This is a genomic window from Yersinia massiliensis, assembly GCF_003048255.1.
In the GTDB taxonomy this organism is placed as follows: domain Bacteria; phylum Pseudomonadota; class Gammaproteobacteria; order Enterobacterales; family Enterobacteriaceae; genus Yersinia; species Yersinia massiliensis_A.
In genome coordinates this window covers 4,019,171-4,032,094 of the sequence record NZ_CP028487.1, presented here as the reverse complement: position 1 = coordinate 4,032,094, position 12,924 = coordinate 4,019,171, and the positions used below count along the sequence as shown (strand labels likewise).

Sequence of the window (12,924 nt, the reverse complement as noted above, 5' to 3'; positions counted from 1 at the left end):
TTTTTATGTTCAAAAGCCCGCTCTATCTACTCATTTCTGTGTAGTAGCTATCAATTTCCTGAATCCAATGCATAAAATCCGTTAGCCTGATTTAGTGCTATTGTTACTCGTTTGTACGGCGTAAAAACCAAGACGATAGATTAATCGATAGTTTTTTATTTCCCTTTCAAGGTGAAATCCAGTGTGTGACTAACAGAATTGTCTTTAGGGCAGATAATTGCTGTTTGCCTGCCAGAAATTCTGACGTTATGTTAATAAGTTAGTAACCCTAACGATAACAAACTAAGAATAGGAATAAGGGGCGTTGTGCCTTTCCTACAGGATCCCGTGGAAATGACTTCCCGTTATCCAATGAGCAAACTAAGCCTGGAGGCAAAACCATGGAGATGTTGTCAGGAGCCGAGATGGTTGTCCGATCGTTAATCGATCAGGGCGTTAAGCATGTGTTCGGTTATCCCGGCGGGGCCGTACTTGATATCTACGATGCCCTGCACACGGTAGGAGGCATTGATCATGTGCTAGTGCGCCATGAGCAAGGTGCGGTTCACATGGCCGATGGCTATGCGCGGGCTACTGGTGAGGTCGGTGTGGTGCTAGTCACCTCCGGCCCCGGTGCAACCAATGCGATTACCGGTATTGCCACGGCATATATGGATTCAGTACCCATGGTGGTGCTCTCTGGTCAGGTGCCTAGCTCGTTGATTGGCTATGATGCTTTCCAAGAGTGCGACATGGTGGGTATTTCCCGCCCAGTGGTTAAACACAGCTTCCTGGTTAAGCGCACGGAAGATATTCCCTCTGTACTGAAAAAAGCTTTTTATCTGGCATCAACAGGTCGCCCTGGGCCAGTCGTCATTGATTTGCCAAAAGATATCGTCGGACCTGCGGTCAGAATGCCTTACGCTTACCCTGAACAAGTTAGCATGCGTTCTTATAATCCGACGGTACAAGGTCACCGTGGGCAGATTAAGCGCGCGCTGCAAACTATTTTAGCGGCTAAAAGACCGATCATGTATGTCGGTGGTGGCGCGATAAATGCAGCTTGTCACGAAGAGTTATTGGCCTTTGCTGAGAAACTAAACCTGCCTGTTACCAGTTCTCTGATGGGGTTAGGCAGCTTCCCCGGCACTCATCGCCAGAATGTTGGCATGTTGGGGATGCACGGGACGTTTGAGGCCAATATGGCCATGCATAATGCGGACCTTATTTTTGCTGTGGGCGTACGCTTTGACGACCGTACGACCAATAACTTGGCGAAATACTGCCCAGACGCGACCGTGTTACACATTGATATCGATCCGACATCCATCTCCAAAACGGTAACAGCAGATATCCCGATTGTTGGTGATGCTAAACAAGTCCTGACGCAAATGTTGGACTTGATGTCTCAGGTCGATTGCGCGCAAGATTTTGATAGCCTACGTGACTGGTGGCAATCCATTGAACAGTGGCGCGCCCGTGATTGCTTGGGTTACAGCAAAGACAGCGGCAAGATAAAGCCACAAGCGGTTATTGAAACGCTGCACCGTCTGACTAAAGGTGGTGCTTACGTGACATCAGATGTGGGCCAACACCAGATGTTCGCTGCGCTGTATTACCCGTTTGATAAACCACGTCGTTGGATCAACTCCGGTGGTTTAGGCACGATGGGCTTCGGGTTACCGGCCGCACTGGGGGTTAAACTGGCGCTACCGGATGAAACCGTGGTCTGTGTGACCGGCGATGGCAGCATCCAAATGAATATTCAGGAATTATCGACTGCGTTGCAATATAACCTGCCGGTGCTGGTATTGAACCTGAATAACCGCTATCTCGGCATGGTGAAGCAGTGGCAGGATATGATTTATTCAGGCCGTCATTCACAGTCTTATATGGATTCACTGCCTGATTTCGTCAAATTGGCTGAAGCCTATGGGCATATCGGTATCGCAATCCGCACCCCTGATGAGCTGGAAAGCAAATTGGCCGATGCCTTGTCACAACTATCCGAGACCAATCGCCTAGTATTTGTGGATGTGACAGTGGATGAAACGGAGCATGTTTACCCGATGCAGATTCGCGGTGGTGGCATGGACGAAATGTGGCTTAGCAAAACGGAGAGGACATAATTATGCGCCGCCGGATCTTATCAGTTCTGCTGGAAAACGAATCAGGTGCTTTATCACGGGTAGTTGGCCTGTTTTCTCAGCGCGGTTATAACATTGAGAGTTTGACTGTCGCACCAACCGATGACCCAACACTGTCAAGAATGACCATCCAAACCGTGGGTGATGCCAAGGTATTGGAGCAAATCGAAAAGCAGCTGCATAAGCTGGTGGATGTTTTGCGGGTCAGCGAGTTGGTCTCTGGCTCACATGTTGAGCGTGAGATCATGTTGGTAAAATTGCAGGCCAGTGGCTACGGGCGTGAAGAAGTGAAACGCTGCACAGAAATTTTCCGTGGGCAAATTGTTGATGTGACCGCTACGCTCTATACCGTCCAGCTTGCTGGGACTAGCGATAAGCTGGATGCATTCTTAAATGCCGTCAGGGAAGTCGCCGAAATTGTTGAAGTGGCCCGTTCCGGTATTGTTGGTGTATCCCGTGGCGACAAGATCATGCGTTAAGCTGAAGGATTAATCCTAATTATTAAGCTCGGCAGACATGCTGAGCTTTTTTTTTCTTATTATTTAACCCAGATAGCGTTATATGGCGGTTAAAGCGGTTGCTCAATAACGAGTTCTGCGGTTAGATCTACAGAGCGCAATATCCGTAGTTAAACTATGTCTATAGGGTGTGATTGTTTAGTTGTCATCCTTAGGTTTATGACGGGTTGAAATATTTCGAGAGATTTTGAGATATTGCGCGCTGGCAGACATCATGCCTTTCATTACTTTATTGGGTTTATAAGGGGTCAATGTGAAACTGGATGAAATCGCGCGTCTTGCGGGCGTTTCGCGCACAACCGCCAGTTATGTCATTAATGGCAAAGCGAAACAGTACCGAGTCAGCGATAAAACAGTCGATAAAGTGATGGCTGTTGTCAGGGAACATAACTATCACCCAAATGCCGTCGCGGCAGGATTGCGTGCGGGGAGAACCCGTTCGATAGGATTAGTTATCCCCGATCTGGAAAATACCAGCTACACACGTATCGCAAATTATCTTGAGCGTCAGGCTCGTCAGCGTGGTTACCAGTTGTTGATCGCCTGTTCTGAAGATCAACCCGATAATGAAATGCGTTGTATTGAACACCTCTTGCAGCGTCAAGTCGACGCCATCATTGTTTCAACAGCTTTACCACCGGAGCACCCTTTTTATCAGCGATGGGCGAATGACCCACTGCCGATAATCGCCCTTGATCGCGCGTTAGACAGGGAGCATTTCATTAGTGTGGTAGGGGCAGATCAAGAAGATGCGTTGATGTTGGCGCAAGAGTTACGAACATTCCCAGCCGAGTCGGTACTGTATTTGGGCGCATTACCGGAACTGTCAGTCAGTTTCCTGCGAGAGATGGGTTTTCGTGAAGCGTGGAAAGACGATCCTCGCAAAGTCGATTATCTCTATGCTAACAGTTATGAGCGTGAAGCTGCCGGTACGCTATTCGCTGAATGGCTAAAGACCCACCCAATGCCACAGGCGCTGTTTACGACCTCATTCCAACTGCTACAGGGTGTTATGGACATCACGTTGAAGCAAAATGGGCGCTTACCCAGCAATCTGGCTATCGCCACCTTTGGCGATAACGAGTTGCTCGATTTCCTAGAATGCCCAGTGCTGGCGGTTGCACAACGTCACCGTGATGTGGCTGAGCGTGTGCTAGAACTGGTGTTAGCCAGCTTAGATGAGCCACAAAAGCCGAAACCTGGTTTAACGCGCATTCGCCGTAACTTGTTCCGTCGCGGTAGTTTGAGCCGCAGATAGCCTAAGTGAGAAATCATGATGACCAATCAGGGCTGTCAAAAGCCCTGATTGAGTATCGCTAACACTGAAACCAATCCTACTATCCTCGTCACTTGCCCTAGCTCCGTTGTGCTAACACGCTTTAGCTTGAGATAAAGTAGGGCAATCAAACATAACCTGCGACGCGGAACAACCTGCGGCAATACTCCAAGAAGTAGCCATAAGCCACGCCCATCGCCATTGAAACCAAGGCATTACTCGCAACAGCTGTCGCAATTTGTTCTAAATCAGCGCCTACCGACCACAGAATCAACGCATAGACCGGTGACTGGAAACTCACGTATGCCAGTAAATCCGCCAGATTTCGTGCCCAGAAATGTTCCCCAGCATGACGATGTGCAAAGCGAATGAATGCATCTCGATACACGCCGTAAGGCCAAGCGATAAGAATGTTGACCGGTATTGAAACCAAGCGGGAAGAGAGCGACTGTTGGAAGGTCATTCCTGAGATCAGGATCTCAATAGCCATGCCAATGACAAAACAATACACCACGAGAGCGAAAGTATCGGCTGCGGCACTACGCAGACGGGACCCAGTTGAAAACATGGCCATTAACTCCCTATTTGGGGTAAAAATCTGCTAAAACGTCAATCGATGACATTATTAGCAGGGTTTATATGTGGGTATTTTTTTAAATAATAGTTAATTGTGTTGTCTTTTTGCTTATTAAGTAGTCTACAGTGCCAGCTCGATCAATATAACTAGCTTAAAATTTTTATTTTTAACATTTGCCTGATTTTTATACTTTCTACTGTAGGGTTTTGGGCTGTCGGTAGTTTTTTAAATGGTGGGTTTTTTGTTTTTTATTTAAAAACAGATAGTTATGATTTTTCGTTGGTCGGGCGGATTAAGGCATGCAATTTAAGCCAAATATAAATTAGCGGCTGAATAAAATGTCATTTGGCCCTATTTTCCGAATTTAGGATTTATCTGTCTGAAGGTATTCATATTTCAGTGGCACTCCAAAATATGTGCCATTAATTTATTTCAAAATAGATTAATCCTTACGGCTTAATTGAAGTAAAATGCAGCGCCGGTAACACATGTTGTTTCCAAGGGTATTATTGTGTTGTTGTGGATTTTACCGCTAATTTTCGCTGTTTCTCCTTTCGAGAAGCCAGCCAATGCGGCTTTTGTACTCAGGTGAGCTATTTTCAGATCGTACAATTTTCATACTGGAAATGAGACATTCCTTGCAGAAGGAAATAATGAGACAATTAATCGACAATTAATTATTTATTTAAGTTGCTGGAATTACTGGCGGAAAAATAGCCCGTTAATCATGACCTTATTTTCTATTTCGAGCACTAAAATAGCCCCTTCTACGAGATATATCTCAAAAATGGCCCATAAATATTGTCAAAGCCCCTCGGCTCTGGCTTGACAAGGTTTTCATACCATCCGTAAACTCTTTAATGTGGGGATTTGTGGGGTAAAGTGGTGAATTGGGTCATGAAGGGGTAACTCAGCCATGTTTCGTGGGGCAACGATGGTTAACCTCGACAGCAAAGGGCGGCTCGCCGTACCTACCCGTTATCGGGATTTGCTGAATGAGGAATCGCAAGGCCAGATGGTCTGTACCATAGACCTTCACCAACCATGCCTATTACTTTACCCACTCCCTGAATGGGAAATCATTGAGCAAAAATTATCTCGTCTGTCGAGCATGAACCCGGCTGAGCGTCGGGTTCAGCGTTTGCTGCTAGGACATGCCAGTGAATGTCAGATGGACGGCGCTGGGCGCTTACTGATCGCAGGAACATTGCGTCAGCATGCTGGGCTAAATAAAGAAGTGATGCTGGTTGGGCAGTTCAACAAGTTTGAACTGTGGGATGAACAGACCTGGTATCAACAAGTCAAGGATGACATCGACGCAGAGCAGTCCACTCAGGAACCACTATCTGAGCGGCTACAGGACTTATCGCTATAAGCATGGTTGATAAAAATAAAGTTGTAGATAACACCTACAAGCACACAAGCGTATTGCTAGATGAGGCCGTGAATGGCCTGAACATCCGCAATAACGGTATCTATATTGACGGAACTTTTGGCCGTGGTGGTCACTCGCGTCTGATTTTGTCCCAACTTGGGCCAGAAGGGCGCTTGATAGCAATTGATCGCGATCCTCAAGCGATTGAAGCAGCAAAATCTATTACCGATCCGCGTTTTTCTATCGTACACGGTCCTTTTTCTGATTTGGCACATTATGTGCGGGAATTGGATTTAGTCGGCCGTATTAACGGTATCTTGCTGGATCTCGGTGTGTCATCACCGCAATTGGATGATCCAGAACGTGGTTTTTCGTTTATGCGTGATGGGCCATTGGATATGCGTATGGACCCTTCTCGTGGGTTATCAGCCGCTGAATGGCTAATGAAAGCGAGTGCTGATGATATCGCTTGGGTATTGAAAACCTTCGGTGAAGAGCGTTTTGCTAAGCGTCTCGCTAAGGCCATTGTTGAGCGTAATCTCACTCAACCTATGACGCGTACTAAAGAGCTAGCGGATTTGATTGCGAATGCCAGTCCATTCCGTGAAAAGCACAAGCATCCGGCGACGCGTAGTTTTCAAGCCATCCGTATTTATATCAACAGTGAATTAGAAGAGATTGAGCGTGCATTGGATGGCGCACATGAGGTGTTGGCACCTGAAGGCCGTTTGTCAGTGATTAGCTTCCACTCGCTAGAAGATCGCATTGTGAAGAACTTCATCCGCCAGCATAGCCGTGGGCCACAGGTTCCGGCAGGGCTGCCGCTGACGGAAGCACAGTTACGTAGCATGGGTGGGCGCACCATAAAGTCCATCGGCAAAATGATGCCAGCAGATGCTGAAGTCGCTGAAAATCCGCGGGCACGTAGCTCCGTATTACGTTTTGCTGAGAAGGTTAAAGCGTGATAGGCAACGAACGTCACGGATTAGTTGGGGTCATCGGCGGGGATTTACTCCGCAACGCGAAGATTCCATTAATTCTACTGGTCGCGGTGTTAGTGTCTGCCGTTTTTGTTGTCACTACCGCGCACCGTACGCGCTTGCTCACCGCAGAGCGTGAGCAGTTGGTACTGGAGCGGGATGCGCTGGATATCGAGTGGCGTAACTTGATTCTGGAAGAGAACGCGTTAGGTGATCACAGCCGTGTTGAAAGTATCGCGACTGACAAACTGAAGATGCAACATGTTGATCCATCACAAGAAAATATTTTGGTTCAACAATAAGGTTTTTCTTGAGCTTAAGTTTTTTATAAGAAACTGTTTTTTCAAAGAAAAAAGGAAATAGTGGCCACCATGACTCTACGTTGCCAAGGTAACGCATGAAAGCAGCGCGCCCTGGGAAGTTAAAGCGCCAACAAGAAGAACAAGCCAGCTTTATCAGCTGGCGTTTTGCGTTGTTATGCGGCTGTATTTTATTGGCATTGGTTGGCTTGATGTTACGCACGGCCTATCTGCAAGTGATTAATCCCGACAAGTTGGTGCGTGAGGGCGATATGCGCTCGTTGCGCGTGCAATCCGTACCGACAGCGCGTGGCATGATAAGCGATCGTTCTGGCCGGCCTTTGGCTGTCAGTGTACCGGTGAATGCGGTTTGGGCTGATCCGAAAGAGTTAATTGAGCGTGGCGGTATCACACTGGATACACGCTGGAAAGCACTGTCAGATGCCTTGGAGATCCCCCTCGATCAATTGGCGACGCGAATCAACGCCAATCCAAAAGGTCGCTTTGTTTATCTGGCTCGCCAAGTCAACCCTGCCATTGGCGACTATATCCATAAGTTGAAATTGCCTGGCATCTATTTGCGCCAAGAATCCCGCCGTTATTATCCCGCTGGCCAAGTTATGGCGCACATTATCGGTGTGACCAATATCGATAGCGAAGGTATTGAAGGCGTTGAGAAAAGTTTTGATCGTTGGCTGACCGGACAACCTGGTGAGCGTACGGTGCGTAAAGACCGCTACGGCCGTGTGATTGAGGATATCTCCTCCGTTGATAGTCAGGCTGCGCATAATTTAGCGCTGAGCATTGATGAGCGCTTACAGGCGTTGGTGTATCGCGAATTGAACAATGCGGTGGCCTTTAACAAAGCGGAATCGGGTACGGCAGTCTTGGTCGATGTGAATACTGGCGAAGTGTTAGCCATGGCGAACAGCCCGTCTTACAACCCGAACAATCTGACCGGTACGCCGAAAGACGCGATGCGTAACCGAGCAATAACCGATATTTTTGAACCCGGCTCAACAGTGAAGCCAATGGTCGTTATGACGGCATTGCAGCATGGTGTAGTGAAAGAAAACAGTGTGCTGAACACCTTGCCGTACTTTGTTAACGGTCATCAAATTAAAGATGTGGCCCGTTACGCAGAGCTATCTGTGACCGGGATCTTGCAGAAGTCGAGTAACGTCGGTGTTTCTAAACTGGCGTTAGCGATGCCATCCTCAGCGTTAGTAGATACTTACTCACGGTTTGGGTTTGGGAAAGCGACCAATTTGGGGTTGGTCGGAGAAAGCAGTGGCTTATATCCTAAAAAACAACGGTGGTCTGACATAGAGAGGGCCACCTTCTCTTTCGGCTACGGGCTAATGGTAACACCGTTACAACTAGCGCGAGTCTATGCAACCATCGGCAGCATGGGGATTTATCGCCCACTGTCGATCACCAAAGTTGACCCGCCAGTGGCCGGTGAGCGCGTTTTCCCTGAGCCGCTGGTACGTACCGTGGTTCATATGATGGAAAGTGTGGCATTACCTGGCGGCGGGGGCACCAAAGCCGCCATCAAAGGCTACCGGATCGCCATTAAAACCGGTACAGCCAAGAAAGTCGGGCCGGATGGCAAATATATGGACCGATACCTCGCTTACACCGCAGGCGTAGCACCTGCGAGTAACCCTCGATTTGCTCTGGTTGTGGTCATTAACGACCCGCAGGCAGGGAAATATTACGGTGGTGCGGTTTCTGCACCGGTGTTCGGTGCCATCATGGGCGGTGTCTTGCGCACCATGAACATCGAACCAGATGCGCTACCCACTGGTGATAAAAGCGAATTAGTGACTAATACAAAAGAGGGTTCAGGTGGCAGATCGTAACTTGCGCAACTTACTCGCGCCTTGGGGGCTTGATGTCCCGGAGCGTGCGCTACGGGAAATGACATTAGACAGCCGTGTTGCCGCTGCCGGGGATTTGTTTGTCGCCATTGTTGGCCACCAGACGGACGGGCGTCGCTATATCCCGCAAGCGATCGCTCAAGGTGTTGCCGCCATTGTCGCTGAAGCTGATGGTGTGGCACCGGATGCCAGTGTTGCAGAAATGCATGGTGTCCCTGTTATTTATTTGCGTAATTTGAATCAGCATTTATCCACGCTGGCTGGGCAGTTTTATCACCAACCTGCGGCTGCGTTACGTTTGGTCGGTGTGACCGGCACGAACGGCAAAACCACCACGACTCAGTTGTTGGCGCAATGGAGCCAAGCGCTGGGCGAAACCAGTGCAGTGATGGGGACGGTGGGTAATGGTTTATTAGGGCAAGTGGTGCCAACTGAAAACACCACTGGCTCAGCAGTTGATATTCAACATTTACTGCGCAATTTAGTTGATCAAGGTGCGACATTCGCTGCGATGGAAGTCTCTTCCCACGGTTTGATTCAAAATCGCGTAGCAGCATTGCCGTTCGCCGCCGCAGTGTTCACTAACTTAAGTCGTGATCATCTGGATTACCACGGCGATATGGCGAGTTACGAAGCAGCAAAATGGCTGCTGTTCTCCACTCATCAATCCGAACACAAGATTATTAATGCTGATGACGAAGTGGGTCGCCGCTGGCTAAGCCAGTTGCCACAGGCGGTCGCTGTCAGTATGGAAGGTAACGTTCCAACAGGCTGGAAAGGCCCGTGGTTATCGGCCAGCAAGGTGGAATATCACGATAATGGTGCCAGTATCGTTTTCGATTCCAGCTGGGGCGAAGGTCAGTTAGAAAGCCGCCTGATGGGAGCATTCAATGTCAGCAATTTGCTGGTCGCACTGTCAACGCTGTTATCGCTGGGTTATCCGTTGCCACAACTTTTAGCTGCCGCGCCGCATTTACAACCGGTTTGTGGGCGAATGGAAGTGTTCAATGCACCGGGTAAACCGACGGTCGTGGTGGATTATGCTCACACACCAGATGCATTAGAAAAAGCGCTGGCGGCAGCCCGTTTACATTGCAAAGGGCAGCTTTGGTGCGTGTTTGGTTGCGGTGGTGATCGTGACAAAGGTAAGCGCCCACTTATGGGCGGTATCGCAGAACAACTGGCTGATCGTGTCGTCGTGACGGATGACAACCCGCGTAGCGAAGAGCCTCAGGCCATTGTGGCCGATATCCTCAATGGCTTATTAGATGCGGGTCATGCGCAAGCGATTCATGGTCGTGCTGAAGCGGTGACCAGCGCCATTATGCAGGCTAAAGAAGACGATGTTGTTCTGATCGCTGGTAAAGGACATGAAGATTATCAGTTGGTTGGTAATCGCCGACTGGATTACTCCGACCGTGTGACCGTCGCCCGTTTATTGGGGGTGATCGCATGATTAAGGTCTCGCTGCATTTCTTGTCCGAGTTGCTTAACGCTGAATTAATCGGCGATAGCATCGAGATAACCGAAGTGACCATTGATACCCGTAAGGTCACGGCTGGCTGTCTGTTTGTGGCGCTCAAAGGCGAGCGTTTTGATGGACATGATTTCGCAGAAGATGCAGTTGCTGCTGGTGCTGCAGCTTTGCTGGTAAGTAAACGCTTACTGGTGGGGGCACCGCAATTAGTGGTTAAAGACACTCGCTTGGCATTGGGGCAATTTGCCGCTTGGGTTCGCCTGCAAGTGCCTGCTCGCGTGGTGGCCTTAACGGGCTCATCAGGTAAAACGTCCGTCAAAGAAATGACGGCAGCGATTTTGCGCCAATGCGGCAATGTGCTGTATACCGCCGGTAACTTTAATAATGATATCGGAGTACCGCTGACGTTACTGCGTTTGACGCCTGAGTATGATTTTGCCGTCATTGAATTGGGTGCCAATCATGTAGGTGAAATTGCTTACACCACAGATTTAAGCCGCCCAGAAAGCGCTTTAGTGAATAATTTAGCGGCAGCTCATCTGGAAGGTTTTGGTTCACTGGCAGGCGTGGCGCAGGCCAAAGGCGAGATTTTTGCCGGATTACCCGCTAACGGCACCGCGATTATCAATGCCGACAGCAACGACTGGCCACATTGGCAAGAAACACTGCATAACAAGCAGGTTTGGCGTTTTTCCCCACAGGGTGTAGTCGATATTGATTTCTATGCCAGCGATGTCCGCATTACGCCGCAGGCAACGCATTTCACCCTGCATTCACCCTTTGGAACGGTTGCCATTGAGCTGCCATTACCGGGGCGGCATAACATCGCCAATGCGCTTGCCGCAGCGGCGTTAGCCATGTCGGTTGGTGCTGATCTCGCGGCTGTTCGTCAGGGGTTGATGCAGTTACAAGCGGTACCGGGGCGCTTATTCCCGATACCACTCGCCACGGGAAAATTGCTACTAGACGACACTTACAACGCCAACGTGGGTTCCATGACTGCCGCCGCGCAAGTGCTAGCAGAAATGCCGGGCTATCGTGTCATGGTGGTCGGTGACATGGGTGAATTGGGCGATACCGCGATCGATTGCCATCGTCAGGTGGGTGAAGCCGCTAAACAGGCGGGTATCGACAAAGTACTGAGTGTCGGCACGTTAAGTCAGACATTGAGCGACGCCAGTGGCAGTGGCGAACATTTTCAGGATAAGAGTGCATTGGCAGCCCGTGTGAGTGAATTGCTGCTCGAACATCCGGTTATTACCGTCTTAATTAAAGGTTCACGTAGCGCCGCCATGGAGCATGTCGTGCGTGCGTTACAGGAGAAGGCATCATGTTAGTTTGGTTAGCTGAATATCTCGTGCAATTTTACTCGGGCTTTAACGTCTTTTCCTATTTGACGTTCCGAGCCATTGTGAGTCTGTTAACGGCGTTGGTGATCTCATTGTGGATGGGGCCGCATTTGATTGCTTATTTGCAGAAATTGCAGATTGGGCAAGTGGTACGTAACGATGGGCCAGAGTCACATTTCAGTAAACGCGGCACGCCGACCATGGGCGGCTTAATGATTCTGTTCTCCATCACCATTTCGGTGCTGATGTGGGCTTATCCCTCTAACCCGTATGTCTGGTGTGTGCTGTTCATCTTAGTGGGCTATGGCATCGTCGGGTTCATCGATGACTACCGCAAAGTGGTACGTAAAAACACCAAAGGTTTGATTGCTCGCTGGAAGTACTTCTGGCAATCGATCATTGCACTGGCCGCGGCATTCGCGATGTACAGCATCGGTAAAGATACGCCCGCGACTGAGTTAGTGGTGCCATTTTTCAAAGACATCATGCCGCAACTGGGCTTGCTCTACATCCTGCTCGCTTACTTCGTGATTGTTGGCACCAGTAATGCGGTTAACTTGACTGACGGGTTGGATGGCTTGGCGATTATGCCAACGGTATTTGTTGCGGGCGGTTTTGCATTAGTGGCTTGGGCGACCGGTAACGTCAACTTTGCGGCCTACCTGCATATTCCTTATCTGCGCCACGCCGGTGAATTGGTGATCGTCTGTACCGCCATTGTTGGCGCTGGGTTGGGCTTCCTCTGGTTTAACACTTATCCGGCACAAGTTTTTATGGGCGATGTAGGCTCATTGGCCTTAGGCGGCGCGCTAGGTACCATCGCGGTGTTACTGCGCCAAGAATTCTTATTAGTGATTATGGGTGGCGTGTTTGTGGTCGAAACACTGTCAGTCATCTTGCAAGTCGGGTCCTTTAAGTTACGTGGGCAGCGCATATTCCGTATGGCGCCGATTCACCACCATTACGAACTTAAAGGCTGGCCGGAACCACGAGTGATTGTGCGCTTCTGGATTATTTCGCTGATGCTGGTGCTGATTGGCCTGGCGACGCTGAAGGTGCGGTAA

The 12,924-nt window shown here is 49.3% G+C and carries 11 protein-coding genes; 10 read left to right on the top strand and 1 reads right to left on the bottom strand.

Going from position 1 to position 12,924, the window contains the following annotated elements; genetic code table 11:
- The first annotated feature begins 380 nt into the window (after window positions 1-380).
- The 3 genes from ilvI (at window position 381) to cra (ending at window position 3,902) form a co-directional block, all read left to right on the top strand.
- Window positions 381-2,108: an acetolactate synthase 3 large subunit gene (gene ilvI / locus DA391_RS18720; protein ID WP_050285854.1), complete on the top strand. Its 1,728-nt coding sequence runs from the start codon at window positions 381-383 to the stop codon at window positions 2,106-2,108.
- A gap of 2 nt (window positions 2,109-2,110) precedes the next feature.
- Window positions 2,111-2,605 carry an acetolactate synthase small subunit gene (gene ilvN, locus DA391_RS18715; RefSeq protein WP_004704512.1) on the top strand — a complete coding sequence of 165 codons (495 nt, stop codon included), beginning with the start codon at window positions 2,111-2,113 and terminating at the stop codon, window positions 2,603-2,605.
- A 292-nt stretch (window positions 2,606-2,897) separates the two neighbouring features.
- Window positions 2,898-3,902: a catabolite repressor/activator gene (cra, locus tag DA391_RS18710; RefSeq protein WP_050080226.1), complete on the top strand. Its 1,005-nt coding sequence runs from the start codon at window positions 2,898-2,900 to the stop codon at window positions 3,900-3,902.
- 145 nt (window positions 3,903-4,047) lie between these two features.
- Here cra and DA391_RS18705 read toward each other — a convergent pair whose 3' ends face one another.
- Complete coding sequence (locus tag DA391_RS18705) at window positions 4,048-4,488, bottom strand: L-alanine exporter AlaE (protein WP_042806693.1); 441 nt, start codon at window positions 4,486-4,488, stop codon at window positions 4,048-4,050.
- Between the two features lie 925 nt (window positions 4,489-5,413).
- On the opposite strand from DA391_RS18705, the gene mraZ reads away from it, so the two are divergent.
- From mraZ to mraY, 7 genes are all read left to right on the top strand, one after another.
- Window positions 5,414-5,872 carry a division/cell wall cluster transcriptional repressor MraZ gene (mraZ, locus tag DA391_RS18700; protein WP_004875568.1) on the top strand — a complete coding sequence of 153 codons (459 nt, stop codon included), beginning with the start codon at window positions 5,414-5,416 and terminating at the stop codon, window positions 5,870-5,872.
- Between the two features lie 2 nt (window positions 5,873-5,874).
- The gene (rsmH, locus tag DA391_RS18695; protein ID WP_108088062.1) at window positions 5,875-6,837 is read left to right on the top strand and encodes a 16S rRNA (cytosine(1402)-N(4))-methyltransferase RsmH; all 963 of its coding nucleotides are present in this window, start codon (window positions 5,875-5,877) and stop codon (window positions 6,835-6,837) included.
- Window positions 6,834-7,154 (top strand): cell division protein FtsL, encoded by a 321-nt coding sequence (gene ftsL, locus DA391_RS18690; protein ID WP_049604815.1) that lies wholly within the window; start codon window positions 6,834-6,836, stop codon window positions 7,152-7,154. Before rsmH ends, ftsL begins: the two co-directional genes overlap by 4 nt.
- Window positions 7,155-7,249: 95 nt before the next feature.
- The gene (locus DA391_RS18685) at window positions 7,250-9,016 is read left to right on the top strand and encodes a peptidoglycan glycosyltransferase FtsI (RefSeq protein WP_050080227.1); all 1,767 of its coding nucleotides are present in this window, start codon (window positions 7,250-7,252) and stop codon (window positions 9,014-9,016) included.
- The gene (murE, locus tag DA391_RS18680; protein ID WP_050080228.1) at window positions 9,003-10,490 is read left to right on the top strand and encodes a UDP-N-acetylmuramoyl-L-alanyl-D-glutamate--2,6-diaminopimelate ligase; all 1,488 of its coding nucleotides are present in this window, start codon (window positions 9,003-9,005) and stop codon (window positions 10,488-10,490) included. Before DA391_RS18685 ends, murE begins: the two co-directional genes overlap by 14 nt.
- Window positions 10,487-11,848, top strand: a complete 1,362-nt coding sequence (murF, locus tag DA391_RS18675) for a UDP-N-acetylmuramoyl-tripeptide--D-alanyl-D-alanine ligase (RefSeq protein ID WP_108088061.1) — start codon at window positions 10,487-10,489, stop codon at window positions 11,846-11,848. Before murE ends, murF begins: the two co-directional genes overlap by 4 nt.
- Complete coding sequence (mraY, locus tag DA391_RS18670) at window positions 11,842-12,924, top strand: phospho-N-acetylmuramoyl-pentapeptide-transferase (protein WP_019211083.1); 1,083 nt, start codon at window positions 11,842-11,844, stop codon at window positions 12,922-12,924. Before murF ends, mraY begins: the two co-directional genes overlap by 7 nt.